Source organism: Micrococcus sp. UYEF5 (genome assembly GCF_040546065.1).
Lineage (GTDB): Bacteria > Actinomycetota > Actinomycetes > Actinomycetales > Micrococcaceae > Micrococcus > Micrococcus luteus.
In genome coordinates this window covers 283,828-310,380 of sequence record NZ_JBEPNB010000002.1, presented here as the reverse complement: position 1 = coordinate 310,380, position 26,553 = coordinate 283,828, and the positions used below count along the sequence as shown (strand labels likewise).

Annotated in this window: 26 protein-coding genes; 13 read left to right on the top strand and 13 right to left on the bottom strand. The window is 73.3% G+C overall.

All coding sequences use genetic code 11. The annotated features are described in order from the left end of the window. The gene (gene tpiA / locus ABIB16_RS03410) at window positions 1-792 is read left to right on the top strand and encodes a triose-phosphate isomerase (protein ID WP_036315288.1); all 792 of its coding nucleotides are present in this window, start codon (window positions 1-3) and stop codon (window positions 790-792) included. A gap of 81 nt (window positions 793-873) precedes the next feature. Next, window positions 874-1,125: a preprotein translocase subunit SecG gene (gene secG, locus ABIB16_RS03405; protein ID WP_036315286.1), complete on the top strand. Its 252-nt coding sequence runs from the start codon at window positions 874-876 to the stop codon at window positions 1,123-1,125. Window positions 1,126-1,218: 93 nt separating this feature from the next. Here the strand turns inward: secG and ABIB16_RS03400 are convergent, their stop codons facing one another. The 5 genes from ABIB16_RS03400 to tkt are packed head-to-tail and all read right to left on the bottom strand — an operon-like array spanning window position 1,219 to window position 8,719. Next, entirely contained in the window at window positions 1,219-2,160 is a 942-nt protein-coding gene (locus ABIB16_RS03400) for a glucose-6-phosphate dehydrogenase assembly protein OpcA (RefSeq protein WP_036315284.1), read from the bottom strand. Then, the gene (gene zwf, locus ABIB16_RS03395; protein ID WP_354436042.1) at window positions 2,157-3,719 is read right to left on the bottom strand and encodes a glucose-6-phosphate dehydrogenase; all 1,563 of its coding nucleotides are present in this window, start codon (window positions 3,717-3,719) and stop codon (window positions 2,157-2,159) included. The genes ABIB16_RS03400 and zwf overlap by 4 nt, the downstream gene beginning before the upstream one ends. After that, window positions 3,709-5,310, bottom strand: a complete 1,602-nt coding sequence (locus tag ABIB16_RS03390) for a phosphoglucose isomerase-related protein (protein WP_206495725.1) — start codon at window positions 5,308-5,310, stop codon at window positions 3,709-3,711. Before ABIB16_RS03390 ends, zwf begins: the two co-directional genes overlap by 11 nt. A 56-nt stretch (window positions 5,311-5,366) precedes the next feature. Beyond that, a complete protein-coding gene (tal, locus tag ABIB16_RS03385) occupies window positions 5,367-6,485 on the bottom strand; it encodes a transaldolase (RefSeq protein WP_036338557.1) in 1,119 nt (372 codons plus the stop codon). Window positions 6,486-6,544: 59 nt separating this feature from the next. After that, window positions 6,545-8,719 (bottom strand): transketolase, encoded by a 2,175-nt coding sequence (tkt, locus tag ABIB16_RS03380; RefSeq protein ID WP_210079359.1) that lies wholly within the window; start codon window positions 8,717-8,719, stop codon window positions 6,545-6,547. A 262-nt stretch (window positions 8,720-8,981) separates the two neighbouring features. Here tkt and ABIB16_RS03375 point away from each other — a divergent pair, with 262 nt between their 5' ends. Continuing rightward, the gene (locus ABIB16_RS03375) at window positions 8,982-9,965 is read left to right on the top strand and encodes a heme o synthase (protein WP_041105182.1); all 984 of its coding nucleotides are present in this window, start codon (window positions 8,982-8,984) and stop codon (window positions 9,963-9,965) included. Window positions 9,966-10,054: 89 nt separating this feature from the next. Here the strand turns inward: ABIB16_RS03375 and ABIB16_RS03370 are convergent, their stop codons facing one another. From ABIB16_RS03370 to ABIB16_RS03360, 3 genes are read right to left on the bottom strand one after another with little or no spacing between them, the layout of a single operon-like run. Continuing rightward, on the bottom strand, window positions 10,055-11,071 hold the full coding sequence (locus ABIB16_RS03370; RefSeq protein WP_041105180.1) for a COX15/CtaA family protein: 1,017 nt from the start codon (window positions 11,069-11,071) through the stop codon (window positions 10,055-10,057). Window positions 11,072-11,113: 42 nt separating this feature from the next. After that, complete coding sequence (locus ABIB16_RS03365) at window positions 11,114-11,890, bottom strand: ABC transporter permease (protein WP_041105178.1); 777 nt, start codon at window positions 11,888-11,890, stop codon at window positions 11,114-11,116. Then, a complete protein-coding gene (locus ABIB16_RS03360; protein ID WP_225348482.1) occupies window positions 11,887-12,852 on the bottom strand; it encodes an ABC transporter ATP-binding protein in 966 nt (321 codons plus the stop codon). Before ABIB16_RS03360 ends, ABIB16_RS03365 begins: the two co-directional genes overlap by 4 nt. A gap of 138 nt (window positions 12,853-12,990) precedes the next feature. Here ABIB16_RS03360 and ABIB16_RS03355 point away from each other — a divergent pair, with 138 nt between their 5' ends. From ABIB16_RS03355 to ABIB16_RS03335, 5 genes are all read left to right on the top strand, one after another. Further along, the gene (locus tag ABIB16_RS03355) at window positions 12,991-13,686 is read left to right on the top strand and encodes a helix-turn-helix transcriptional regulator (RefSeq protein ID WP_101962887.1); all 696 of its coding nucleotides are present in this window, start codon (window positions 12,991-12,993) and stop codon (window positions 13,684-13,686) included. A gap of 76 nt (window positions 13,687-13,762) precedes the next feature. Beyond that, window positions 13,763-15,235 (top strand): Fe-S cluster assembly protein SufB, encoded by a 1,473-nt coding sequence (sufB, locus tag ABIB16_RS03350; protein ID WP_049158418.1) that lies wholly within the window; start codon window positions 13,763-13,765, stop codon window positions 15,233-15,235. Window position 15,236: 1 nt separating this feature from the next. Then, window positions 15,237-16,475 (top strand): Fe-S cluster assembly protein SufD, encoded by a 1,239-nt coding sequence (sufD, locus tag ABIB16_RS03345; protein ID WP_354436041.1) that lies wholly within the window; start codon window positions 15,237-15,239, stop codon window positions 16,473-16,475. Window positions 16,476-16,521: 46 nt separating this feature from the next. Beyond that, a complete protein-coding gene (gene sufC, locus ABIB16_RS03340; RefSeq protein WP_036315253.1) occupies window positions 16,522-17,286 on the top strand; it encodes a Fe-S cluster assembly ATPase SufC in 765 nt (254 codons plus the stop codon). A gap of 1 nt (window position 17,287) precedes the next feature. Further along, window positions 17,288-17,614, top strand: a complete 327-nt coding sequence (locus tag ABIB16_RS03335) for a metal-sulfur cluster assembly factor (protein ID WP_002855327.1) — start codon at window positions 17,288-17,290, stop codon at window positions 17,612-17,614. Window positions 17,615-17,722: 108 nt separating this feature from the next. Here ABIB16_RS03335 and ypfJ read toward each other — a convergent pair whose 3' ends face one another. Next, on the bottom strand, window positions 17,723-18,670 hold the full coding sequence (gene ypfJ, locus ABIB16_RS03330) for a KPN_02809 family neutral zinc metallopeptidase (RefSeq protein WP_101967462.1): 948 nt from the start codon (window positions 18,668-18,670) through the stop codon (window positions 17,723-17,725). Between the two features lie 122 nt (window positions 18,671-18,792). On the opposite strand from ypfJ, the gene abc-f reads away from it, so the two are divergent. Continuing rightward, window positions 18,793-20,391, top strand: coding sequence for a ribosomal protection-like ABC-F family protein (gene abc-f / locus ABIB16_RS03325; RefSeq protein ID WP_036315246.1), 1,599 nt, complete (start codon window positions 18,793-18,795; stop codon window positions 20,389-20,391). 30 nt (window positions 20,392-20,421) lie between these two features. Here abc-f and ABIB16_RS03320 read toward each other — a convergent pair whose 3' ends face one another. From ABIB16_RS03320 to ABIB16_RS03310, 3 genes are read right to left on the bottom strand one after another with little or no spacing between them, the layout of a single operon-like run. Further along, window positions 20,422-21,339, bottom strand: a complete 918-nt coding sequence (locus tag ABIB16_RS03320; protein WP_036315243.1) for an SURF1 family cytochrome oxidase biogenesis protein — start codon at window positions 21,337-21,339, stop codon at window positions 20,422-20,424. Further along, window positions 21,336-21,677: a hypothetical protein gene (locus tag ABIB16_RS03315; protein WP_152743496.1), complete on the bottom strand. Its 342-nt coding sequence runs from the start codon at window positions 21,675-21,677 to the stop codon at window positions 21,336-21,338. The genes ABIB16_RS03320 and ABIB16_RS03315 overlap by 4 nt, the downstream gene beginning before the upstream one ends. Window positions 21,678-21,703: 26 nt before the next feature. Further along, window positions 21,704-22,171 carry a DUF3099 domain-containing protein gene (locus ABIB16_RS03310; RefSeq protein WP_036315237.1) on the bottom strand — a complete coding sequence of 156 codons (468 nt, stop codon included), beginning with the start codon at window positions 22,169-22,171 and terminating at the stop codon, window positions 21,704-21,706. A gap of 171 nt (window positions 22,172-22,342) precedes the next feature. Between ABIB16_RS03310 and ABIB16_RS03305 the strand changes: the two genes are divergently transcribed. Together ABIB16_RS03305 and ABIB16_RS03300 are read left to right on the top strand one after the other, a co-directional pair. Next, window positions 22,343-23,089: a beta-ketoacyl-ACP reductase gene (locus ABIB16_RS03305; RefSeq protein ID WP_036315234.1), complete on the top strand. Its 747-nt coding sequence runs from the start codon at window positions 22,343-22,345 to the stop codon at window positions 23,087-23,089. 37 nt (window positions 23,090-23,126) lie between these two features. Continuing rightward, a complete protein-coding gene (locus ABIB16_RS03300; RefSeq protein WP_123243847.1) occupies window positions 23,127-23,885 on the top strand; it encodes an SDR family oxidoreductase in 759 nt (252 codons plus the stop codon). A gap of 73 nt (window positions 23,886-23,958) precedes the next feature. Here ABIB16_RS03300 and serB read toward each other — a convergent pair whose 3' ends face one another. Then, the gene (gene serB, locus ABIB16_RS03295; protein ID WP_061867251.1) at window positions 23,959-24,795 is read right to left on the bottom strand and encodes a phosphoserine phosphatase SerB; all 837 of its coding nucleotides are present in this window, start codon (window positions 24,793-24,795) and stop codon (window positions 23,959-23,961) included. A gap of 86 nt (window positions 24,796-24,881) precedes the next feature. Between serB and ABIB16_RS03290 the strand changes: the two genes are divergently transcribed. Together ABIB16_RS03290 and ABIB16_RS03285 are read left to right on the top strand one after the other, a co-directional pair. After that, window positions 24,882-25,706, top strand: coding sequence for an ABC transporter ATP-binding protein (locus tag ABIB16_RS03290; RefSeq protein WP_095347721.1), 825 nt, complete (start codon window positions 24,882-24,884; stop codon window positions 25,704-25,706). Then, on the top strand, window positions 25,703-26,548 hold the full coding sequence (locus ABIB16_RS03285) for a sulfite exporter TauE/SafE family protein (protein WP_095347720.1): 846 nt from the start codon (window positions 25,703-25,705) through the stop codon (window positions 26,546-26,548). The genes ABIB16_RS03290 and ABIB16_RS03285 overlap by 4 nt, the downstream gene beginning before the upstream one ends. Window positions 26,549-26,553 lie beyond the last annotated feature (5 nt).

The following is a 26,553-nucleotide window of genomic DNA, read 5'->3' as shown; positions in this document are numbered from 1 at the left end:
ATGGCGGAGCAGACCACACGCGTGCCGCTGATCGCGGGCAACTGGAAGATGAACCTGGACCACCTCGAGGCCGTCACCCTGGTGCAGCGCCTCACGTGGCTCCTCACGGACGCGGACCATGACCAGGAGGCCGTGGAGGTCGCGGTGTTCCCGCCCTTCACGGGCCTGCGGGCCGTGCAGACGCTCGTCACCGGCGACCGCCTGGACCTCGCCTACGGCGCGCAGGACCTCTCGCCCGAGGACGCCGGCGCCTACACGGGCGACGTCTCCGGCGCGTTCCTGGCCGCGCTGGGGTGCCGCTACGCGATCGTGGGCCACTCCGAGCGTCGCACCCTCCACGGGGAGGACGACGCGCTCGTCGCGCGCAAGGCCGCCGCGGCCCTGCGCCACGGCCTCACCCCGGTGATCTGCGTGGGCGAGGGCCTGGAGGTGCGCCAGGCCGGCCGGCACGTCGAGCACACGCTCGCCCAGCTGGAGGGCTCGATCGCGGGCCTGTCGGCGCAGGACGTGGCCGGCGTCGTCGTCGCCTACGAGCCCGTATGGGCGATCGGCACGGGCGAGGTCGCCGGCCCCGAGGACGCGCAGCAGATGTGCGCGGCCCTGCGCGCCCGCGTGGCCGCACTGCACGGCGACGACGTCGCCGCCGGACTGCGGATCCTCTACGGCGGCTCCGTGAAGTCCTCCAGCGCGCCGGCGCTGCTGGCGCAGCCGGACGTGGACGGCGCCCTCGTGGGCGGCGCCAGCCTCGACGCGGACGAGTTTGCTAAGATCGTCCGGTTCGACCAGGCCTGATCCGTCCGGCCCGACCGACCGCATTCTCCGTGACGGCCCCGGCGCGCGCCGGGGCCGCACCTCGACCCGAGGAGCCCTCCCGTGGACGTCCTGACCCTGGCCCTGCAGATCCTCGTGGTCGTGCTCAGCGTGGTCATCGTGCTGCTCATCCTGCTGCACAAGGGCCGCGGCGGCGGCGTCTCGGACATGTTCGGCGGCGGCGTGACCAGCTCGATGAGCTCCTCGGGCTCCGCCCAGCGTCTGCTCACCCGCCTGACCGTCGGCTCCGTGGTCGCCTGGGGTGTCGTGATCGCCCTGCTCGGCGTCCTGCCGCGTCTGACCATGGAGTCCTGAGGCCGCCCCGCCGGGCCCCGACGCGAACGCCCCGCACGGAAGATCCGTGCGGGGCGTTCGCGCGTCCCGGACCGGTGGGGCGCCGGGGGCCCCTCAGCGTTCGGAGGCCTGCACGGGGGAGAGGTCCGTGCGCGGCAGGCCCTGGTGGAGCACGGCGCCGAAGACCTCGTCCGGGTCCAGGCGGCGCAGCTCCTCGGCCAGGCAGTCCTGGATCGTCCGGCGTGGCAGGGAGATGCGCTGCACCGGCCGGCCCTGCTGATAGAGCCGGGCCACCTGCGACTGCGAGCGGGAGAGCACCACGTCCCCGTCCGTGCACCGCAGGCGCACCGCACGGATCCCGTGGCCGACCTTCGAGTGCGCGATCGTCACGGGCACCTTCAGGGTCAGGGTGAGCCACGCCGCGAGCAGCATGGTGCTGGGGGAGTCCGGCGCCCCGTCCACCGTCACCGAGCGCAGGGTGGCCACGTCGAGCGTGTCGAAGATCCCGGCCACCTGGATCCGCCACAGCGTCAGGCGCGTCCAGGCCAGGTCGGTGTCCCCCTCATGGTGGCCCGCGCGCAGAGCCCACAGGGCGGGCTCGGCCGCGGACGCCGAGGCCGTGTCCGTGATCCGGCGGTGGGCCAGGCGACCGAGCGCCGTCGCCGAGGGGACCCCGGGTGGCACCCCGGGCCACCACACGACGATGGGCGCATCGGGCAGGAGCAGCCCGGAGACGAGCGACTCGTCGGCGTGGGCGTTCTCCCCGGCGCACCACAGCACCACGACGTCGGAGGCGCCGGCGTCGCCCCCGACCCGGATCTCGGCGTCCAGGCGGGTGGGGGCCGCGGGGTCGCCCAGGGCCAGGACGACGATGCGGCACGGGTGTTCGAGCGAGGCCGCGTTGGCGGCCTGGACGGCGGACTCGATGCCGGCGTCGTCCGTGCTGATCACGAGCGTGAGGACGCGGCCGAGGGCCACGACCCCGCTCTTCTCGCGCAGCTGCGTGATGCGCTTGGCCACCTGGGAGGTGGTGGTGTCGTGCATGCGGATCTTCACGGGCGCCTCCAGCTTCGTCCGTCGCGGGCCATGAGGGCGTCGGCCGAGGGCGGTCCCCACGTGCCCGGGGCGTAGGGCTCGGGCTGGGTGCCCAGGCTCGCCCAGTGCTCCTCGAACGGGTCCACGATCCGCCAGGACAGCTCCACCTCGGCCTGGCGCGGGAACAGCGGCGGCTCCCCGAGGAGCACGTCGAGGATGAGACGCTCGTACGCCTCGGGGGAGTCCTCGGTGAAGGCGTGGCCGTAGCCGAAGTCCATCGTGACGTCGCGGATCTCGGTCTGCGTGCCGGGCACCTTGGACGCGAAGCGGATGGTGACGCCCTCGTCCGGCTGCACCCGGATGACGATGATGTTCTGCCCGAACTCGTCCCCGTCGTGGACGGGGAACAGCAGGTGCGGGGGCTTCTTGAAGACGACGTCGATCTCCGTCACCCGCCGGCCGAGGCGTTTGCCGGCCCGCAGGTAGAACGGCACGCCCTGCCAGCGCCGCGTGCGGATGCCCACCTTGAGCGCGGCGTACGTCTCCGTGACGGACGCCGGGTTGAAGCCCTCCTCGTCGAGGAATCCCGTGACCCGCTCGCCGCCCTGCCAGCCGGAGGTGTACTGGCCGCGGGCGGAGGCCGCCGCGAGTCCCTCGGGCGTGTCCGGGACGGTCACGGCCTCGAGGACCTTCTCCTTCTCCGCGCGCAGATGGTCCGCGTCGAACGAGATCGGCTCCTCCATCGCGGTGAACGCGAGCAGCTGCAGGAGGTGGTTCTGGATGACGTCGCGCGCCGCGCCCACGCCGTCGTAGTAGCTCGCCCGTCCACCGATGCCGATGTCCTCGGCCATCGTGATCTGGACGTGGTCCACGTGCTCCGCGTTCCAGAGCGGCTCGAACATCCGGTTGGCGAACCGGAACGCGAGGATGTTCTGCACCGTCTCCTTGCCGAGGTAGTGATCGATGCGGAACACCGCGTCCGAGGGGAAGACGCGCTCGATCACAGCATTGAGCTCCTGCGCGCTGGCCAGGTCGTGGCCGAAGGGCTTCTCGATGACCACGCGGCGCCACGGGCCGTCGGCCGGCTGGGACCGGTCGGCCAGGCCCTGGTCGGCCAGGTGGTGGGAGACGGCCTCGAACCAGTCCGGCGGGATGGAGAGGTAGAACGCCGTGTTCCCGCGCGTGCCGCGTGAGGTCTCGAGCTCGGCGAGCACCTCGTCGAGACGGACATAGGCCGCCTCGTCGTCGAACGCGCCGGAGACGAAGCGCAGGCCGCCCCGGAACTGGTCCCACACGGTCTCGTCGAAGGTGGTTCGGGAGGAGGCCTCCACGGCGGCACGCACGTAGTCGGCGAACTCCTCGTCGGACCAGTCGCGGCGGCCGAAGCCGACGAGGGAGAACGCCGGCGGCAGCAGGCCGCGCTGGGCCAGGTCGTACATGGCCGGCAGGAGCTTCTTCTTCGCCAGGTCGCCCGTCACGCCGAACAGCACGAGGGCCGACGGACCCGCGATGCGGGTCAGGCGCCGGTCACGGGGGTCGCGCAGCGGGTTGCGGGGGACGGTCCGGGACTCACCGGCCACGGACGGCGTTCCTCAGGGCCTCGATGCCCGCGTCGCGGCGGCGCAGGTGCAGGGTGACCACGGGGCGGCCGAGATCGCCCAGCACCCGGGCGTCGCCCGCGGCCTGCGCGGCGATGAGCCTGCCCAGGGAGAACGGGCGTCCGGGCACCTCGAGGTCCAGGCCGGCGTCACCCGTGATCTGGAGGAACACGCCGACGGCCGGGCCGCCCTTGTGGAACTGTCCGGTGGAGTGCAGGAACCGCGGACCCCAGCCGAACGTGACCGGGCGGCCGACCAGCTCTGCCAGGTCCGCGCGCAGCTCCTCGAGCTCGGCGTCGTCATGACGGGAGAGGTAGGCGTGGACCGCCAGGTAGCCGTCCTCGGGCACCAGCGCGGCCGTGGCGCGCAGCACGCCGGCCAGGTCCGGGGCAGAGGTCACGGACGCCGGGCCGGAGACCTCGACGCCCTCCACCTCACCGTCGGCCGTCCGCTCGGCGGCGGGGCCGTCCAGCAGGGTGCGCGCGGCGGCCTTGGCGGCCTCCACGTCCGGCTGGTCGAAGGGGTTGATCCCGAGCAGGCGGCCGGCCACCGCGGTGGCCACCTCCCACAGCAGCAGCTGGGCGCCGAGCGAGCCGGCGACCTGCACGCCGTGGCCCGGGGCCGCGACGTCGTCCTCGCCGACGAGCTGCACCTGCAGCAGGTCGGGGGCGTCCCACACGGTCTCGGGGTCGCCGGGGGCGACGACGACGGGCAGCAGCCCGGTGCCGTCCTTGCCCGTGGACTCGGCGATCAGCTGCTCGATCCAGGCCGGCAGTCCGGCGATGCCGGACCCGTGGTCGGCGAAGACGAGCTTGTCGCGCAGCGGCTGCGTGCCGCCCAGGGCCGCGCCGAGCTGCAGGCCCGGGTTGTCCTCGTCGTCGGCGGTCAGCAGGTCGAGCACGGCCTCCGCGTCGTCCAGCAGGGCCGCGACGTCCACCCCGGCCAGGCCGGTGGGGACCAGGCCGAACGCGGTGAGAGCCGAGAAGCGCCCGCCCACGGTCGGGTCCGCGGTGAAGACGGCGCGCCAGCCGGCGGACTCGCACGCGGCGTGCAGCGGCGAGCCCGGGTCCGTGACGGCGACCAGGCGGGTGCGGGGGTCGATCCCGGCGTCGCGGAACGCGGCCTCGACGACGCGGCGCTGCGAGTCGGTCTCCACGGTGGAGCCGGACTTGGAGGAGACCACCAGCACGGTCCGCACGAGGTCGCGCTCGAGGGCACGGGAGACCTGGAACGGGTCCGTGGAGTCCAGGACCTCGAGCTCGACGCCGGCCGTCGCCGCGATCACCTCGGGGGCCAGGGACGAACCGCCCATGCCCGCCAGGAGCACGCGGTCCACGCCCTCGGCGCGCAGCTCCCGGGTCAGCTGGGCGATGTGCGGGACGAGGGCGCGGGAGTCCTCGAACAGGTCGATCCAGCCGAGCCGCTTGGCGGCCTCGTCGCGGGCCGGCGCCCCCCACAGGTCGGCGTCCTGCGCCCCGAGGCGGGAGGCGACGCGGTCCTGGAGGAGGGCGGGCAGATGGCGGTCGATCGCCTCGAGGGCGGCTCCGGTGGCGGTGAGGCCGAGGGTGCTCATGGGGGGTCCTTCCGTGCGCGTGGCGAGCGGGCGGCGGGGTCGGGGGGCGGGTGCGGTCAGCGATGGGCGTCGAGCCCGGAGCGGACCGAGCCGAGCAGCTCGTCCCACGCGGCCTCGAACTTCTCCAGGCCCTCAGTCTCCAGCACGTCCACGACGTCCTGGTAGGACACGCCTGCCGCGCCGACCGCGTCGAGCAGGGCATCGGCCTCGGCGTAGGCGCCCGTGACGGTGTCCGCCGCGATCACCCCGTGGTCGGCGACCGCCTCGAGGGTCTTCTCCGGCAGGGTGGTCACGGTGTGCGGTGCCACGAGTTCGGTGACGTACAGCGTGTCCGGCAGGGCGGGGTCCTTGACGCCGGTGGAGGCCCACAGGGGCCGCTGCACGGGGGCGCCGGCCGCCTCGAGCAGGCGCCAGCGCTCCGAGTCCAGGGCCTGCTCGAAGGCTCGGTAGGCCAGGCGCGCGTTGGCGACGGCGGCCCGGCCGGTCAGCGCCTCGGCCTCGGGGGTGCCGATCGCGCGCAGCCGCGCGTCGACCTCCGTGTCCACACGGGAGACGAAGAAGGAGGCCACCGAGTGGAGGCGGCGGACGTCGTGCCCGTTCGCCCGGGCCTTCTCCAGGCCGGTGAGCCAGGCGTTGAGCACCCGGCGGTAGCGGGGCAGCGAGAAGATCAGGGTCACGTTCACGCTGATGCCCGCGCCGAGCACGTCCGCGATGGCGGACAGGCCCTCCACGGTCGCGGGGATCTTCACCATGAGGTTGGGACGGTCGACGGCCGCCGCCAGCTCGCGGGCCTGCGCCACGGTGCCGGCGGCGTCGCGGGCCAGGCGCGGATCGACCTCAAGGGAGACGAAGCCGTCCGCCCCGCCGGTGCGCTCGTGGACGGGCGCGAGCACGTCGGCGGCGCGGCGCACGTCCTCGGTCGTCAGGGCGACGACGGCCTCGTCCACCGAGGCGCCGGCCGCGGCGAGTTCGCGCAGCTGTCCCTGGTAGGCGCCCGCGTCCGCGAGGGCGACCGCGAAGATGGACGGGTTCGTGGTGACGCCGGTGACCGAGCGGGTGGCGATCAGCTCTTCGAGCGTGCCCTCGTCCAGCCGCGTGCGGGAGAGGTCGTCGAGCCAGATCGACACACCGGCCTGGGCCAGCGCGGCGGTGTTCGGGTTCTGCGGGGTGCTCATGGTCTGCGGGTGCCTTCCCTTCGGGGTGGACGTGCTCGGGGCGCCGTGGGCGCCGGGCCTCAGAGGAGGCCGCGGGTCACCTCGGCGACGTGCTCGCCAGTGAATCCGTACTTCTCCATCAGGCGGGCGCCGTCGGCCGACTCGCCGTAGTGCTCGAGGCTCACGCGGGCGCCCGGGGAGGAGGCCGTCACCGTGTGCTCGAACCACGGCATCGCGATGCCGGCCTCGACGGAGACGCGGACCGGGGCGTCGGGGCCGTCGGGCAGGACCTCGGCCCGGTAGGCCTCGTCCTGCTCGGCGAACCACTCGAGGCAGGGGGCGGAGACGACGCGGGTCGGGACGCCGTCGGCCTGCAGCAGCGCGCGGGCCCGCACGGCCACGGAGACCTCGGAGCCGGTCGCGATCAGCAGCGCGCGGGCCGGCGTCGGCGCGCCGTCGGCATCCGTGGCGTCGATGAGGACGTAGGCGCCGCGGGCCACGCCCGAGGCGGGGGCGAAGCCGTCCGTGTCCCGGGGGAGCACGGGCAGGCTCTGCCGGGACAGGACGAGCCCGGCCGGGCGGTCCCGGTGCTCGAGCACCGTCCGCCACGCCCACGCGGTCTCGTTGGCGTCGGCCGGGCGGACGACGTCGAGCCCGGGGATGGCCCGCAGGGCGGCCAGGTGCTCCACCGGCTGGTGCGTGGGGCCGTCCTCGCCGAGGCCGATGGAGTCGTGCGTCCACACGTACGTGCTCGGGGTGCCCATGAGGGCGGCCAGGCGGACGGCGGGGCGCATGTAGTCGGAGAACGTCAGGAACGTGCCCATGTACGCACGGGTCAGGCCGCCGATCGTGATGCCGTTGACGATCGCCCCGGCCGCGAACTCGCGGATGCCGAAGTGCAGGGTGCGGCCGTGCTCGTCGCCCCGCCAGGTGGCGGTGGAGCGGTGGGCCGGGATGAAGGAGGGCTCGCCCTTCATGGTCGTGTTGTTCGACCCGGCGAGGTCGGCCGAGCCGCCCCAGAGCTCGGGCATGACCGGCGCGAGGGCCGTGAGCACCTCACCGGAGGCCGCGCGCGTGGCCAGGCCCTTCTCGTCCGCGTCCCAGGACGGGAACGCGTCCGCGAAGCCGGCGGGCAGCTCTCGACCGGCCAGTCGGTCGTACAGCCGCGCGTTCTCCGGGTTCGCCTCGCGCCAGGCCTGGAACGCCGCCTCCCACCCGCGGCGGTACTCGGCCGAGCGCTCGGCGATGGACCGGGCACCGGCCAGGAGCTCGGGGTCGACGTCGAAGGTCGTGGCCGGGTCCAGCCCGAGGCCCTCCTTGAGGCCGGCGACCTCGTCCGTGCCGAGCTTGGAGCCGTGGATGCCGCCGGTGTTCTGCTTCGTGGGGGAGGGCCAGCCGATCACGGTGCGCAGCTTGATCAGCGAGGGCCGGCCGGTCTCGGCCTTGGCCGCCACGAGGGCGTCGTACAGGGCCTCCACGTCCTCCGTGTACTCGGTCACGGCGTGGCCCTGGGCGCCGTTGGTCCAGTCGACCTCCTGCACGTGCCAGCCGTAGGCCTCGTAGCGGCGCACCACGTCCTCGGTGAACGCGACGTCCGTGTCGTCCTCGATCGAGATGCGGTTCGCGTCGTAGACGACCACCAGGTTCCCGAGCTCCTGGTGCCCCGCCAGCGAGGAGGCCTCGGCGGCGACGCCCTCCTGGATGTCCCCGTCGGAGGCGAGCACGAACACGTGGTGGTCGAACGGGGAGGTGCCGGGGGCGGCGTCGGGGTCCATCAGCCCGCGCACGCGACGCTGCTCGTACGCGAAGCCGACGCCCATCGCCAGGCCCTGGCCCAGCGGACCCGTGGTCACCTCGACGCCGTGGGTGTGGCCGTACTCCGGGTGGCCCGGGGTCCTGGATCCCTCGGTGCGCAGCGCCTGGATGTCCTCGATCTCGAGCCCGGCGCCCGCGGCGAACAGCTGCAGGTACTGGATGAGCGAGGCGTGGCCCGCGGAGAGGATGAAGCGGTCCCGGCCCTCCCAGCGGTCGTCCGTGGGGTCCAGGTGCATCACGTTCTGGTACAGCTGCCACGCCACGGGGGCCAGCGAGATCGCGGTGCCGGGGTGGCCGTGCCCGGCCTTCTCCACGGCGTCCGCCGAGAGCGCCTTGAGCGTGTCCACCATCCGGCGGTCCTGCTCCGAGTAGACGAACCCGCGGGCCGGGGCCACCCGGTCCAGGGTCGGGGGGGTGGACGGCTGCGCGGCGTCGGTCACGGGTTCTCTCCTGGCGGATCGGGAGCGTCGGGGTGCGGCCCCGGCCGACGCCGGGGCGTCGCGGCGCGGGGCCGTCGTCCCAGCCTAGCCGCGCGACGGCGGGGCGGGCCCGACCGAGCGCCCCATGACATGGTTCGCCCCCGGGCGAACAGCCGTTGACACGAGTAGACTGGGTCAAGGCCTGCCCGCAGGCGGACCGCCCGAGTGGCCGATCCGAACCCCGGGACGGGCACGCCCACCGTCCCCTCACCGTGAGAAGCAGATGTCATCCTCCCTGGAGTCGCCGTCCGCCGCCCGCGTCACCGCCGACGAGCCCGGCGTCGTCGACCGGTCCCCGCTGCCCCTGCGCCGCAAGGTCCGGGCGTACGTCGAGCTGACGAAGCCCCGGGTGATCGAGCTGCTGCTGGTGACCACGCTGCCGACCATGATCTTCGCGCAGCGCGGCTTCCCGGACGTGCTCACCATGATCGCCACGCTCGTCGGCGGTGCGCTCGCCGCCGGCGCCTCCGGCACCTTCAACTGCTACATCGACCGCGACATCGACCGGGTCATGAAGCGCACCGAGAACCGGCCGCTCGTCACCGGCGAGGTCACCCCTCGCGAGGCCCTCGTGTTCGCGTGGGTGCAGACGGTCGTGTCCATCCTGATCCTCGGGTTCGGCGCCAACTGGCTGGCGGCCGGCCTGGGTGTGGCCGCCATCTTCTTCTACGTGGTCGTGTACTCGCTCGTGCTCAAGCGCCGCACGGAGCAGAACATCGTGTGGGGCGGCATCGCCGGCTGCTTCCCCGTGCTGATCGGCTGGGCGGCCGTGCGCGGGACCGTCGAGTGGCCGGCCATCGTGCTGTTCCTCGTGGTCTTCCTGTGGACGCCCCCGCACTACTGGCCGTTGTCCATGAAGTACAAGCGCGACTACCAGCAGGCCGACGTGCCGATGCTCGGCGCCATCGCCTCCGCGCGCCACGTCTCCAACCAGGTCGTGCTCTACGCGTGGGCCACCGTGGCGTGCTCCCTCCTGCTCGTGCCGATGGGCTGGGCCGGCATCGTCTACACCGCGGTCGCGCTCGTCGTCGGAGCCTGGTTCATCTGGGAGTCCCATGTGCTGCAGGTGCAGGCCCAGCGCGAGGACTTCGAGGACCGCAAGGCCATGAAGGTCTTCCACCTCTCCATCACCTATCTGACGCTGCTGTTCATCGCCCTGGCCGTGGACCCGTTCGTGGGCGCGCCGCTGATGCACTTCGGCGCCTGAGCGCCGATCCGCCCCGGGCGCTCTCCCCGGGACGCAGACGACGACGGCCCCGCACCTGCCGGTGCGGGACCGTTCGCGTGCGCGGGGCGTCAGCCCGCGGCGACGGTGCGCGTGGGGGCGGCGGCCTCGACCGGGACACCCGGCCCGGCCGTGACGTAGCGGGCGACCTGGCGGTCCCAGGTCTCCGTCGCGGCGGCCACGAGCAGGGCAGAGCCCAGCATGTGCAGCAGGACCACGCCGATCGGCAGGCCCGTGAAGTGCTGGGTGTAGCCCACGACGGCCTGGAACACGAGGGCGAGCAGGAGCCGCAGCACGGCGGCGCGCTGCAGGCGGGAGGCACCGGCCGCGCGGCGCACCGTGAAGAACAGGACGAGGGTGGCCGCCAGGAGCAGGTACACCGGGACCACGTGGGCACGCGTGACCAGCAGCGGGTCGAACTCGTGGCGCGGCGAGCCGGGGTCGCCGGAGTGCGGGCCCGTGCCGGTCACCACGGTGCCCAGGTACACGGCGGCCCACGTCAGCGCGAACGCCGCCCAGGCGGCGGCACGGGACCGGCCGGTGGTGGCGCCGTCCACGAGGGGCACCCCCGCCCGGCCGGCACGGCGCTCGGCGGCGATGCGCACCACGAGCAGGGTCGCCACGGCCACCATGATCGAGGACACGATGAAGTGGCCGGCCACCCACCACGGGTTCAGATTCGTCAGGACCACGACGCCGCCCACGAGGGCCTGCGCGGGAATGCCGGCCAGCAGGCCCACGGAGAGCCAGAAGGGGCTCCGGTGGGTGCCGCGCAGGTTCCACAGGGACAGGAACATGGCGGCGGCGATGACCACCAGGACGAACGTCAGCGTCCGGTTGCCGAATTCGATGTAGCCGTGGATGCCCATCTCCGGGGTGTTGGTGAGGGACTCGGGCGAGCACTTGGGCCACGTGGGGCAGCCCAGGCCGGAGCCGGTGAGGCGCACGGCGCCGCCGGTGACGATGATGCCGATCTCGGACGCCAGGGACGCCACGGCGAGGGCCATGGTGGCCTTCGAGAGGCGCTGCGGCAGACGGGCGGCGAGTCCGGCCGGGGCGGTCCGGGCCGCGGGGGTGGTGGTGGACACGGTGTCCTTCCGATCGTTCGATGCAGGGGGACGGGGAACGGTTCAGGGCCGCCAGCGGAACCAGCGGAGCGCGGCCGCGACGGCCACGGCGCCCCACAGGGTGAGCACGAGCAGGGGGACGGGCGACCAGGACCCGTCCAGGAGGGCGGCCCGCAGGGCCGTGCCCAGCGCGCCGGAGGGGAGCAGGTCCACGCCGGGGACCCGGGCGGGGAACACCGTGCCGCCGACGGCGCCGAACAGCACCCACAGCAGGTTGGCGACGGCGAGGGTCGCCTCCGGCCGGGCCGTGCCGGCGAGCAGCAGCCCGAGGGCCGTGAAGGCGGCGGCCCCCAGTGCGAGGGCGACCAGGGCCGGCAGGATCCCCTCGGGGTCCGGACGCCACCCGAGCGCCAGGCCGACGCCGCCGATCACGCTCACCTGCACCAGCAGGAGGGCCACCACCGCCAGGGCCTTGCCGGCGACGAGGCCGAGCGTGCCCAGCGGGGTGGTGGCCAGGGCGGCGAGCACGTCGTAGCGACGCTCGAAGCCCGTGGCGATCGCGGTGGCCGTGAACGCGGAGCTGATCACGGCCAGGGCGAGCACGCCGGGCACGGCCACGTCCAGGCCCGATCGGCCCGGGGCGTCGAGCAGGCCGGTGACGTGCACGCCCACGAGCGCGAGCAGGGGCAGCACCACGGTCACGAGCAGCTGCTCGCCGTTGCGCAGCGCGGTGCCGGTCTCGTAGCCGGCCTGACGCAGGACGCGGGCGGCCAGCGGGGCGGCGCCCGCGTGGGCTCCGATGCCGGCCGGGGCGCGGTGGTCGACGACGGGCGTGCTCATGCGGCGGTCTCCCGGAGGATCTGCTCGAGGCGCAGTCCGGCGCGCTCGAATCGGGTGGGCATCAGGGCGTGCTCCCGCCAGCTCGCCGCGAGGACGGCCAGGTCGTCCGGGCCGCGGACGCCGGCCACGCGCAGGCGGGCGGACTCGCCGAGGCCGGCCGCGCGCAGCGGCGCGGGCAGGGTGTCGGCCCAGGCACGGACGGCGTCGGGGGAGGCGTCGCCGAAGTCCACGTCGACGACGTCGCCCTCGGCCACGCGCGTGAGCTCGGCCAGCGAGCCGGAGCGCACCACGCGGCCGGCGCGCAGGATGGCGACGTCGTCCGCGAGCCGCTCGGCGTCGTCGAGCAGGTGCGTGGTCAGCAGCACGGCGGCGCCGCGGTCGGTCTGTTCACGCACGACGTCGTGCACGACGGGCCGGGTCTCCGGGTCGAGGCCCGCGGTGGGCTCGTCGAGGAACAGCATGTCCGGCCGGCCGACGAGGGCGGCCGCGAGCGCGACGCGCTGGCGCTGGCCACCGGAGAGGCGGCGCAGGGGGCGACCGGCGACGTCGGCGATCAGCAGGCGCTCCAGCAGCGGCTCGACGGGCAGCGGGTCGCGGTACAGGGACGCCACGTGGCCGACGAAGCGGCGGGCGGGGATCGCGGGCGGCAGGCCGCCCTCCTGCCACATCACGCCGATGCGGGCGCGCAGGTCGGCGGAGGCCCGCCACGGGTCTGCGCCGAAGACGCGCACGGTGCCGGCGTCGGGCCGGTCCATGCCGTGGCAGAGGCCGAGGGTGGTGGACTTGCCGGCCCCGTTGGGGCCGAGCAGCACCGTGACGGCGCCGGCACGGGCGGTGAGGTCGACGCCCCGCAGGACGGGGGTGCGGGACCGGCCGCGGCCGAGGCTCCGGTGGACGTCGCTCAGGCGCAGGACGGGCTCGTCGCGCGGCACGGGATCCGGGGTCAGGGGAGGTCGGGGCACTGTGCCAGTCTAGTCCTCGGGCCCTGCGACCCCGGCTCGTGGGGCCGGGGCGCCCGGTCTGACGCGGGTTCCGCCGCGGGCGTCATCAAGCCAGGCGAGCCTCACTTGAACCGTTCCAGATCAATAGGTCATGATGGCGTGGTGTATTCGGATCAGTCTGCGTCGCCCCCCGCTCCGGCCCCGGCCGAGGGCACGCGCGAGCGTGTGCTGCAGCTGGTCCTGACGCGTGGACCCGTGAGCGCGGCCGAGATCGGTCGCGAGCTGGAGCTGACCGCCGCCGCCGTGCGCCGCCATCTGGACGCGCTCGAGGAGGACTCGCTCGTCGAGGTCAAGCGGGTCACCGCGGCCCGCGGCGCGGGACGGCCCTCCCGTCGCTACGTGGTCACCTCGCACGCGCAGGAGCACCTGCCCAAGGACCACCTCGCCGTCGCCCTGGACACCCTGGCCCGCCTCGAGGAGCTCGGCGGGGAGGAGGAGGTGCGCCGCGCCGCGCGCCACGCCTTCCGGGAGATCGAGGAGCGCTTCACGGCCGCCGTCGGCGGCCGGGAGACCGCGCTGCAGGACCGCACCCGGATCCTCGCCCGGGTCCTCGACGAGGCCGGCTACGCCGGCACGCTGCGCCACTTCGGCGCGGGCCTGGCGCCCACCCTCCGCGCGGACCAGGTCTGCCAGGGGCACTGCCCGTTCCAGGGAATTCCCGCGCGCCATCCGGAGTTCTGTGAAGAGGAGACCGCGCTGTTCGCCCGCCTGCTCGAGGTGGACGTGCGCCGGCTCTCGACCCTCGCCGCCGGCGCCCACGTGTGCACCACACATGTGCCGCTGGGCCGCGACTGAGCCGCGCGGGCCTCGCCCCGGCTCCCGCCGACCACCCGACCGACCCCGACCGCAGTGACTAGTGAGAGAGGCTGAGATGACCGACCAGATCGTCCAGCGGGACTCCGCGGAGACCGCCGACCCCGGCGTGATCCAGGAGATCCTCGACAAGAACCCCGAGCTCAACGCCATCGGCGCCTACCAGTACGGCTGGGCCGACTCCGACGCGGCCGGCGAGAAGGCCGTCCGCGGTCTGAACGAGGACGTCGTGCGCGACATCTCCGGCAAGAAGGACGAGCCGGAGTGGATGCGCAACCTGCGCCTCAAGGCCCTCAAGTACTTCGAGCGCAAGCCGATGCCGGCGTGGGGCCCGGACCTGTCCGGCATCGACTTCGACAACATCAAGTACTTCGTGCGCTCCACCGAGGGCCAGGCCAAGACCTGGGAGGACCTGCCCGAGGACATCCGCAACACCTACGAGCGCCTGGGCATCCCCGAGGCCGAGCGCGAGCGTCTCGTGGCCGGCGTCGCCGCCCAGTACGAGTCCGAGGTCGTCTACCACCAGATCCGCGAGGACCTGGAGGAGCAGGGCGTCGTGTTCCTCGACACCGACACCGCGCTCAAGGAGCACCCGGAGATCTTCGAGGAGTACTTCGGCACCGTGATCCCGGTCGGCGACAACAAGTTCGCCTCCCTGAACACGGCCGTGTGGTCCGGCGGCTCCTTCGTGTACGTGCCCAAGGGCGTGCACGTGGAGATCCCGCTGCAGGCCTACTTCCGCATCAACACGGAGAACATGGGCCAGTTCGAGCGGACGCTGATCATCGCGGACGAGGACTCGTACGTGCACTACATCGAGGGCTGCACCGCCCCGATCTACCAGTCCGACTCGCTCCACTCGGCCGTCGTCGAGATCGTGGTGAAGAAGAACGCGCGCGTGCGCTACACCACCATCCAGAACTGGTCCACGAACGTGTACAACCTCGTGACCAAGCGCGCCGTGGTCGAGGCCGGCGGCACCATGGAGTGGATCGACGGCAACATCGGCTCCAAGGTGACCATGAAGTACCCGGCCGTGTACCTGACCGGCGAGCACGCCACCGGCGAGACCCTCTCCGTCGCGTTCGCGGGCAAGGACCAGCACCAGGACACCGGCTCCAAGATGGTGCACATGGCCCCGCACACGAACTCCTCGATCGTGTCCAAGTCCGTGGCCCGCAGCGGCGGCCGCGCCGCCTATCGCGGCCTGGTGCAGATCGCCGAGGGCGCGAACGGCTCCGCCAACTCGGTGGTGTGCGACGCCCTGCTCGTGGACACGGTCTCCCGCTCCGACACCTACCCGTACATCGACATCCGCGAGGACGACGTGACCCTCGGCCACGAGGCGACCGTCTCGAAGGTGTCCGAGGAGCAGCTCTTCTACCTCATGAGCCGTGGCATGTCCGAGGACGAGGCCATGGCCATGATCGTGCGCGGCTTCATCGAGCCGATCGCCCGCGAGCTGCCCATGGAGTACGCGCTCGAGCTCAACAAGCTGATCGAACTGCAGATGGAAGGATCGGTGGGCTGACATGACCGACACCGTTGAGAACACCCAGCGGACCATGATCCCGGGCATGGGCGAGGAGGGCGAGAAGCTCACCGCCGCGCAGAACCCGGCCGCCCGGGCCGGGGGCCGGGAGCGCAACGCCGCGGGCTCGCGCGCCGATCGCCTCAGCTCCTTCGAGCTGTCCGACTTCCCCGTGCTCACGGGGCGCGAGGAGGACTGGCGCTTCACCCCGCTCAAGCGCCTGGGCGGGCTGCACCTGCCCGAGGGCGACGACGCGCGCCTGACCGGTGCCGCCCCCGCCGTGACCGTGGCCGAGCAGGCCGGCGTCACGGTGGAGACCGTGGCCCGCGACGACGCCCGCGTCGGCTCCGTCCTGACCCCGGACGACCGCGTGTCCGCCGCGGCCTGGAACTCGGTCTCCGAGGCCACCGTCGTGACGATCTCCGGCGAGGTCGCCGAGCCGGTGCGCATCGACGTCGTCGGCTCCTCCTCCGACCCGGCCGCGATGCACCTGACCGTGCTCGTGGAGGAGAACGCGCAGGCCGACGTCGTGATCGCCCACCGCGGCACCGCCGTGCTGGCCCAGAACGTCGAGTTCGACGTGCGCCGCGACGCCCGCCTGAACGTGGTCGCGCTGCAGGCCTGGGAGGGCGATGCCGTGCACGTCTCGGCCCAGCAGGCCTCGGTCGCCACGAACGCGCACTTCAAGCACGTGGCCGTGTCCTACGGCGGCGGCGTGGTGCGGCTGACCCCGACCGCGCGGTTCGCCGCCGAGCGCGGCGAGGCCGAGATGTACGGCCTGTACTTCGCCGACGCCGGTCAGCACCTCGAGAACCGCCTGTTCGTGGACCACAACCAGCCGGACTGCGTCTCGAACGTGCTCTACAAGGGCGCCCTGCAGGGCACGGACGCGCGCACCGTGTGGGTGGGCGACGTGCTGATCCGCAAGGAGGCCGAGGGCACGGACACGTACGAGAAGAACCAGAACCTGCTGCTCTCCGACGGGGCGCGCGCGGACTCGGTGCCGAACCTGGAGATCGAGACCGGCGTGATCGAGGGTGCGGGCCACGCGTCCGCGACCGGCCGCTTCGACGAGACCCAGCTGTTCTACCTGATGGCCCGCGGCATCTCCGAGACCGAGGCCCGCCGCCTGATCGTGCGCGGCTTCCTCAACGAGATCATCCAGAAGATCGGCATCGGCGACGTCGAGGACGAGCTGACCGCCGTCATGGAGGACGAGCTCCGCATCGCGCAGCTCTGACCGACGCCCCGCAGACCCCACCGCCTTCCACCCGAGGAGAACCACCATGGCAACCCTGCAGATCACCGACCTGCACGTGCAGATCGCGACCGAGAACGGCCCCAAGGAGATCCTGAAGGGCCTCTCCCTGACCATCGAGACGGGCGAGACCCACGCGATCATGGGCCCGAACGGCTCCGGCAAGTCCACCCTGGCCTCGACCATCGCCGGCCACCCGCGCTACGAGGTCACCTCCGGCTCCATCACCCTCGACGGCGAGGATGTGCTGGAGATGAGCGTCGACGAGCGCGCGCAGGCCGGCCTCTTCCTGGCCATGCAGTACCCCGTGGAGATCCCGGGCGTCACCATGACCAACTTCCTGCGCACCGCCAAGACCGCGCTCGACGGCCAGGCCCCCTCGCTGCGCACCTGGACCAAGGACGTCAAGGGCGCCTTCGAGGCCCTGCAGATCGACCCGGCGTTCATGAACCGCAACGTCAACGAGGGCTTCTCCGGCGGCGAGAAGAAGCGCGCCGAGATCCTCCAGCTCGAGCTGTTCAAGCCCACGTTCGCGATCCTCGACGAGACCGACTCCGGCCTCGACGTCGACGCGCTGCGCATCGTCTCCGAGGGCGTCAACCGCGCCCAGGCGCAGAACGAGATGGGCACCCTGCTGATCACCCACTACACGCGGATCCTCAACTACATCAAGCCGGATCACGTGCACGTGCTGGTGGACGGCCGCGTCGCCGAGTCCGGCGGCCCGGAGCTCGCCGAGCAGCTCGAGGCCGAGGGCTACGCCCGCTTCGAGAAGGCCGCGGCGGGGGCCTGAGATGACGGAGACCACGAACCAGGCGCCCACGGAGGACATCCGTGAGGCCCTCAAGGACGTGATCGATCCGGAGCTGGGCGTCAACGTCGTGGACCTGGGCCTGCTCTACGGGCTGCACTACGCCGACGACGGCGCGCTGCTCGTGGACATGACCCTGACCACCGCGGCCTGCCCGCTCACGGACGAGATCGAGGACCAGGTCTCCCGCGCGATCGGCACCATGGTGGACGAGTGGCGGCTGAACTGGGTCTGGATGCCCCCGTGGGGCCCCGAGCGGATCACCGAGGACGGTCGCGACCAGATGCGCGCCCTCGGCTTCAACATCTGATCCGGCCCGGACCACGACGGCGGCCCGTCACCTTCTGCGTGAAGGTGACGGGCCGCCGTCGTGGTGGGGGAGTGCGGACGGGCCCGCAGGCGCCCCGGGGCTCCCGGCTCAGATGTCCAGGGAGGAGGCCCGGAACGTGTCGCACTGACGGATGTCCGGCTCCTGCTGGGAGCTCTGGTAGCCGCGCATGAACCAGGCCATGCGCTGCTCGGAGGTGCCGTGCGTGAACGCCTCGGGGTTCACCCGGCCGGTGTGGGTGGACTGGATGCGGTCATCGCCCACGGCGGAGGCCGCGTCGATGGCCTGGCGCAGCTGGTCCTGCGAGATCGGCTTCAGGAACGGCGCGCCGGACTCGGGGTCCACGGTGGAAGCGGCGTGCCCGGCCCACATGCCGGCGAAGCAGTCGGCCTGCAGCTCCGCGCGCACGGCGCCGGAGGTGGGGCCGGTGGTCCCGTCCTTGGAGTGCTGCAGGTAGCCGGTGACCTGCTGGACGTGGTGGCCGTACTCGTGCGCCACGATGTACTCCTCCGCCAGCGGCCCGCCCTCGGCGCCGAAGTCGGTCTGCAGCGTCTCGAAGAACGCGGTGTCGAAGTACATGGACTCGTCCGCCGGGCAGTAGAACGGGCCCGTGGCCGAGGAGGCGCTGCCGCAGCCGGTGCTCACGCCGCCCCGGAACAGGGTGAGCTGCGGCTGGCGCCACTGGATGTCCGAGAACTGGGCGAGGTACTCGCCCCAGAACTCGTCCGCGGCCTCGGTGGTCGCGATGACGCGGCAGTCCGTGTTCTGGTTGGCGTCCGCACCGCTGGCGCACGCCTCGTCCGAGATGGGCTGGCCCTGGCCGCCCGAGCCCGTCTGCTGCTGGTACTGGCTCTGTCCGGCGGATCCGCCGCCCGTGTCGATGCCGAGCTGCTCGGCCAGCCCGGGCGCGAAGATCGCGAGCAGCAACGCGAGCAGGCCGCCGCCACCGCCGATGGCGATGCCCCGGCCCCCCAGCCCGCCGCCACCGCCCGATCGGGCCCGGCCGGCGTCGATCTGCACGTTCTCGTTGAAGCTCATGGGGCCAGAGTGTAGACGGACTAGACTGGCCCGGCACCGCACTGGCCCCCGCCCGTCGGGATCGCCCGGGCCCCGCCGGTGCACCCCTGTTCTTCCCTCGACCCCTGGAGTCTGACACCCCCATGCTGACCGTCACCGATGTCGAACTGCGCGTGGGCGCCCGTCTCCTCATGGACGAGGTGAACTTCCGCGTGGACAAGGGGGACAAGGTCGGCCTCGTGGGGCGCAACGGCGCCGGCAAGACGACGCTGACCAAGGTCCTGGCCGGCGGCGGGCAGCCCACGGCGGGCACCGTGACCCGGACCGGGCGCATCGGCTATCTGCCCCAGGACCCCAAGGTCGAGGACATGGACCAGTCCGGCCGAGACCGCATCCTCTCCGCCCGCGACCTGGACCAGACCATCCGGCGCATGCGCGAGGCCGAGGCCGGGATGGCCGCCGTCGACGACGCCGAGCGGGAGCGGGCGATGAACCGCTACTCCCGTCTGGAGGCGGAGTTCGAGGCCCGCGGCGGCTACGCGGCCGAGTCCGAGGCCGCCCGGATCACGTCCAACCTCGGCCTGCCGGACCGCGTCCTGGACCAGCCGCTGCACACCCTCTCCGGCGGCCAGCGCCGCCGCGTGGAGCTCGCCCGCATCCTCTTCTCCGACGCGGACATCATGCTGCTGGACGAGCCCACCAACCACCTCGACCACGACTCGATCGTGTGGCTGCGCGACTACCTGAAGACCTACTCCGGCGGCCTCCTGATGATCTCGCACGACGTGGAGCTCATGGAGATGACCGTGAACAAGGTCCTCTACCTGGACGCGAACCGGCAGACCATGGACGTCTACAACATGACGTGGAAGAACTACCTCGCCCAGCGCCAGCAGGACGAGGCGCGCCGCCGCCGGGAGTTCGCCAACGCGGAGAAGAAGGCCTCGGCCCTCATGGCCCAGGCCGAGAAGATGCGTGCCAAGGCGACCAAGGCCACCGCCGCGCAGAACATGATCAAGCGCGCCGAGCGGCTCATGCGCGGCGTCGAGGGCGAGCGCGCGGTCGACCGCGTGGCCGCGATCCGCTTCCCCACCCCGCAGGCCTCCGGCAAGACGCCGCTGCGCGCCGAGAACCTCTCCAAGTCCTACGGCTCGCTCGAGATCTTCACGGGAGTGGACCTGGCGATCGACCGCGGCTCGCGCGTGGTGATCCTGGGCTACAACGGCGCCGGCAAGACGACGCTGCTGCGCATGCTCGCCGGGGAGGAGACCCCGGACACCGGCGAGGTCCAGGCGGGCCACGGGCTCAAGCTGGGCTACTTCGCCCAGGAGCACGACACCCTGGACCAGGACGCGTCGGTCCTGGACAACATGCGCCACGCCGCCCCGCAGCTCGGCGACACCCAGGCGCGCACGCTGCTCGGATCGTTCCTCTTCCAGGGCGACGACGTCGACAAGCCCGCCCGCGTCCTCTCCGGTGGCGAGAAGACCCGCCTGGCGCTGGCCACGCTCGTGGCCTCGAGCGCGAACGTGCTGCTGCTGGACGAGCCCACGAACAACCTCGACCCCGCCAGCCGTGAGGAGATCCTCCATGCGCTGCGCCAGTACGAGGGTGCCGTGGTGCTCGTGACCCACGACGAGGGCGCCGTCGAGGCGCTCGACCCCGAGCGCGTGGTGCTGCTGCCGGACGGGGTCGAGGACCTCTGGAACGACGACTACAGGGACCTCATCACCCTCGCCTGAGTGCGCGGGCCGCCGAGGCGGAGGGCGGGCTCAGTCGAAGAGCGCGTCCTCGGCCTCCTCGTCCGTAAGCCGCCCGTCGCGCCGCCGCCGGGCCGGCTTGGCGCGGGGGACCCGGTGCGCGGAGAGCAGCCCGTCGTCCGCGGCGTCGTCGAGGGCGTCGGCCCGGTCGTTGCGGGCGCGCATCCACGCGGAGTACCCCCACACCCCGAAGCCCATGGCCGCGAACAGGTACCACTGGATCGCGTAGGACAGGTGCGGGCCCTCGTCCAGGGTGGGCTCGACGAGCTTCTGCGGCATCGACTCCACCGCCGGGTCCTCCGTGACCATGATCCCGTAGGCCGTCCCGGCCACGGGCCCGCCCACGGTGTCGGCGATCTCGGCGAGGTCGATCGAGGGCACCTGGCCGTCCGGGGCGTCGCGGTCCAGGGCCGGCTCCCCGGGCTTGACCCGCACCACGACCTCGGCGTGGCCGGCGGGCGGGGCCGGCACGGCGTCCGGCTGACCCGGGCTGTTGCCCACCGGGAGCCAGCCGCGGTCCACCACGACGACGGGGCCCTCGTCCGTCCGGAACGGCACGAGCACCTCGTAGCCGGGCTGGCCGGCGCGGGGACGGTTGCGGACGATGAGCGTCTCGTCGACGAGGTACTCGCCGGTCAGTGTCACAGGCGTCCACTCGTCCTCGGTCTGGAACGCGGTGAACAGCCGGGAGGCCTCGGCGAACGGGACCGGGTCGTCGTCGTAGTTCTCCAGGACGCGGTTGACGCGGTGCTGGACCTCCACGCGGCGGTCCCACTGCCACTGGGCGAGCGCATGGCACAGGAACGCGAAGAGGATGCACAGCACGAAGCCGAGGATCCACGGGCCGGTGGCGAGGAAGCCGAAGCGCAGGGGAGGCAGGCGTTCGGCGTCGCGGGCGGTCGGGGCCGACATGGGTGCGGGGGTGCTCATGGGCGCGGGGGCTCCTGCGGGGTCTCGGGCGTCTCGACCTCGGGCGCCTCCGTGGCGGGCGGGTCGAGTGGGCGGGAGCGCCGCAGGAAGCCGCGGGCGCTCAGGAAGTCGTCCAGGAAGGGTCGATGGTCCGCGCAGGCCAGCCAGGTCTTCACGCGGTCCGGGGCGTGGACGCGCGGGTTGTTCCACTCCAGGGCCCAGGTCGCCTCCGCGGTGCACCCGCGGCGCGAGCAGACCGGCCGCTCGGGCCCGTCCGCTGCGGCGTGCGGGGATCGGGCGGCGGAGGCACCGGCGGCGGGGTCGAGGCGGCCGGACGCGAGGGCGCCCAGCAGGTCCATGCCCGGCTCACCCGGGCCCGCCCCGATCACGCGGCGCCCCGTCCGGGCAGGCCGGGACCGCCGGCGGACGAGGACCCTCGGCCCAGCGCCCGGGGCGCACGGTCGCGCGGGTCGTCCACGAGGTCGCCGGTGAGCACGACCGGCTTGGGCGCCGCCGTGTCGTCGGGGCGGGGGGCCAGGGCGGGTCCCTGGGCGGGCACGGCGCGCAGGGTGCCGGCCTGCTGCGGGCCGGTGTTGTTCACGCGCACGACGGCGACGTAGGGCAGCACGACCGCGCCGAGGATGAACCCGAGCTGCCACCAGCCGTGGGTGAAGAGCGCGGCGACGAAGCAGGCGGTGCGGAGCAGCATCTGGACCAGGTAGACCTTCATGCGCGCCTCCCGGTCCGCGCTGCGGCCGGCGGCGGCGGTGGTGACCCCCTGGACCTCCGGTGTCGTCCCGCGCCCGGCGCGGGCGGGACGGCCGGCTCGGGAGCCGGCGGCGGAGCTGGTCATGGCGCATCCTCCTGGCACGTCGCGCCCTGCGGAGGGCCCCCGCGTGGCCGCGGACGTAGAGTGGTGGTTCACATGCCGGCGCGCCCGCCCTCGGCGGCGTCCCGCAGGACGGCGTCGACGGCGCCGCGCCGGTGCTTCAGTCTAGTCCCGTCCCGTCCGGAAGGTGTTCCCATGGCCGATCAGACCACCACGCCCGCAGCGGACGCGCAGGCCGCCGGCCGCAGCGTCCTCGTCACGGGGGGCAATCGCGGCATCGGCCTGGCCATCGCCCGGGCGTTCGCCGCGCACGGCGACCGGGTGGCCATCACCTCCCGCTCGGGGGAGGGGCCGGAGGGGGTCCTCGCGGTCCGGGCCGACGTGACGGACGCGGCCTCCGTGGACGCGGCCTTCCGCGAGGTCGAGGAGGTCCACGGCCCGGTCGAGGTGCTCGTGGCCAACGCCGGCATTACCCACGACCAGCTGCTGCTGCGCATGTCCGAGGACGACTTCACCTCGGTGATCGACACGAACCTCACCGGCGCCTTCCGCGTGGTGCAGCGCGCCACCAAGGGCATGATGCGCCTGAAGCGCGGACGCATCGTCCTGGTCTCCTCCGTGGTGGGCCTGCTCGGCTCGCCCGGCCAGGTCAACTACGCCGCCTCCAAGTCCGGCCTCGTCGGGATGGCCCGCTCGATCACGCGCGAGCTCGGCGCGCGCGGCGTGACCGCGAACGTCGTGGCCCCCGGCTACATCGACACCGAGATGACGCAGTCCCTCGACGACGAGCTCAAGGCCCAGTACAAGACGTCCATCCCGGCCGGCCGCTTCGCCGCCCCGGAGGAGGTGGCCGGCGTCGTGCGCTGGCTGGCCTCGGACGAGGCCGCGTACATCTCCGGGGCCGTGATCCCCGTGGACGGCGGCCTGGGCATGGGCCACTGACGACCACCGACCGCTGAGCAGACAGGAAGCACAGAACATGACCGAGCAGGACCTGGCCGGACGCGGCGTCGTCGTCACCGGCTCCTCCCGCGGCATCGGAGCCGCCACCGCCGAGCTGCTGGCCGCCCGCGGCGCGGGCGTCGTGGTGAACTACCGCCAGAAGGCGCCGCGCGCGAACAAGGTGGTGCAGAGGATCGAGGACGCCGGCGGCCGCGCCGTGGCCGTGGGCGGCGACGTGACCGTCGCCGAGGATCGGGCCGCGCTGCTGGACGCCGCCGTGGAGCACTTCGGCTCGCTCGACGTGCTCGTGCTCAACGCCTCGGGCGGCATGGAGTCCCAGTTCGGCGAGGACTACGCCCTGAAGCTCAACCGTGACGCCCAGGCCGCGCTGGCCGACGCCGCGCTCGAGCGCATGGGTGCCGGCGGGCAGATCGTGTTCGTGACCTCCCACCAGGCGCACTTCATCGACGAGGTCGCCACGATGGACTCCTACGAGCCCGTGGCCCGCTCCAAGCGCGCCGGCGAGGACGCCCTGCGCGAGCGCATCCCCGCGTTCGCAGAGAAGGGCGTGGGCTTCGTGGTGGTCTCCGGCGACATGATCGAGGGCACCATCACCGCCACCCTGCTCGACCGCGCCGAGCCCGGTGCCATCGAGGCCCGCCGCGAGGCCGCCGGCAAGCTCTACTCCGTGGAGGAGTTCGCCGCCGAGATCGCCTCCCTCGTGGGCCGCGACGACCTCGAGGTCGGCCACACCGAGCTCGTGGGCGGCGCCGAGGACTTCCTCGGGCAGGACTGAACCGCACCACACCCCTGACGACGTGGGCCGGATCCGTGGGATCCGGCCCTCGTGACCTCCGGGCGCGGGCGCCTCAGAGACCCAGGAGCCACCGCAGGGGGGTGAAGGAGGGCACGTCGACGACGACGTCCGCGTGCTCCCGGAGGATCGGCTTTGCGCACAGCGCCACGCCGCAGCCGGCCGCCTCGAGCAGGTCGATGTCGTTGGCGCCGTCGCCCACGCCGACGGCCTGCTCGGGGGTGAGCCCTGCGTCCTCGGCCCAGGCGCGCAGCATGGCGGCCTTCGCCGCGCGGTCCACGACGTCGCCGAGCACCCTCCCGGTCAAGTGCCCGTCCCGCACCTCGAGCTCGTTGGCGCAGTAGGCGTGCACGCCCCACGCCTCGGCCAGCGGGGCGAGCACCTGGGTGAAGCCACCGGAGACCGCGCACACCCGGCCGCCGGCCGCGGTGACGGCCTCGATCAGCGCGAGGGCTCCGTCGGTGGGCCGGATGGCCCGCACCACATCCGCCACGACGCCCACGGGCAGCCCCGCGAGCGCCTCGACGCGCGCGTGCAGCGAGGCGGCGAAGTCGAGCTCACCGCGCATCGCCCGCTCCGTCACCTCGGCGACCTCGGCCTCGCGGCCGGCGTGGGCGGCGAGCAGCTCGATGACCTCCTGCCGGATCAGCGTGGAGTCCACGTCCGTCACCACGAGGGGCACCGGCGCGGCGGCGACCGCCGCCGGCAGCGTGAGCACGTCCCACCCGGAGCTCGGCTCCGGGGCCGCCGCCCACTCGTCCGCGGCGAAGCGCCAGCCCAGCAGGCCGTCGTCGATGAGCCGTTCGGCGTCGTCCGGCACGCCGACCGGGGGCGCGTCCGTGACGAGGAGGGCGGGGTCGGCGGTGACGACGAGGCGACGCAGGGTGCTCATGCGCGGCATCCTAGGCGGGGGTGTGGGCGCGGCCGGGCGTGCGTCGCATCGGCGACGCACCGGCCGGCCGGACTAGGCTGGCCCCCATGACCACCCCCGCGCCTCCCGACGACTGGTTCCTCCCGGATGAGGACGCCGTGCTGCAGATGCGCCGCGTGCGCGTGCGCCGCGGCACCACCGACATCCTCGGCCCCCTGGACTGGACGGTCCGCGCGGGGCAGCGGTGGATCGTGATGGGCCCGAACGGCGCGGGCAAGTCGACGCTGCTCCAGCTGGCCGCGGCCCGCCTGCACCCGACCGCCGGCGACGTCGGCGTGCTGGACGAGGTGCTCGGCGCCGTCGACGTGTTCGAGCTGCGCCCGCGCATCGGCCTCTCCTCCGCCCAGCTCGCCGCCCAGGTGCCCGCGAACGAGACCGTGCAGGACGCCGTCGTCACCGCCTCCTACGGGATCACCGGCACGTGGCGCGAGCGGTACGAGACGGAGGATCGCGCCCGCGCGCTCGGCCTCGTGGCGACCTGGGGGCTCTCCCGCCTCGCGCACCGCGCGTTCGGCACCCTCTCCGAGGGCGAGCGCAAGCGCGTGCTCATCGCCCGCGCCCTGATGACCGACCCCGAGCTGCTCCTGCTGGACGAGCCCGCCGCGGGCCTGGACCTCGCCGGGCGTGAGGACCTCGTGCGCCAGCTGACGGCGCTCGCCACGGACGAGGACGCGCCCGCGCTGGTCCTCGTCACGCACCACCTCGAGGAGGTGCCCCCGGGCTTCACGCATGCGCTGCTGCTGCGGGCCGGCGGCGTCGTGGCGGCCGGGCCCATCGAGTCGACGCTCACCGAGGAGCACCTCTCCGCGGCATTCGGCACGGACCTGAAGGTGACCCGCACCGGCGGTCGGTACACCGCCGTGGCCCGGTGACGGGGCTGCTGACCGCGCAGCTGCTGGGCATGGAGCTGTGGCAGGTCCTGATCGTGCTGCTCGCGGGGTTCTGGGCCGGCACGATCAACTCCGTGATCGGCTCGGGCACGCTCGTCACCTTCCCCACGCTCGTGGCGGTCGGCTTCCCGCCCGTGACGGCGCAGGTCTCCAACGCGATGGGCCTGGTGGCCTCGGGCTTCTCCGGCACGTACGGCTACCGTCGCGAGCTGGCCCAGTCCCGGGTGCTCCTGCCGAAGCTGACCGTCGCGTCCCTGCTCGGCGCGATCATCGGCGCCGCCCTGCTCACCACGCTGCCCCCGGCCGTGTTCGGCTACGTCGCGCCGGTGCTGCTCGTGGTGGCCCTGACGGTTGTCGTCCTGCAGCCGCGCATCCAGCGGTGGGTCCGGCGTCGGGCGGAGGACCAGGGGCCGACCCCCGGCGCGGACTCTCCCGTGCCGGTGGGCCCCGTGACCCCGACGCTGTGGACGCTCGTGTTCCTGACCGGCATCTACGGCGGCTACTTCGTGGCCGCCCAGGGCGTCATGCTCATGGCGATCTTCGGCGTGCTGCTGGTGGGCGGCACCCTCGTGCACGCCAACGCGGTGAAGACGTGGCTGTCGCTGGTGGTCAACCTCACCGCCGCCGCGTTCTACCTGGTCTTCGCCTTCGACCGCATCGATTGGCGGGCCGTCCTGTTGATCGCGCTCTCCTCGCTCGTGGGCGGGCTCGTGGGCGCGCGGATCGGCCGGCGCATCTCACCGACGGCCCTGCGCGTCACCATCGTGATCGTGGGCCTGGTCGGGCTGGTGGTCATGGTGATGCGGCAGGTCTCGGGTGGGTGAGGGCG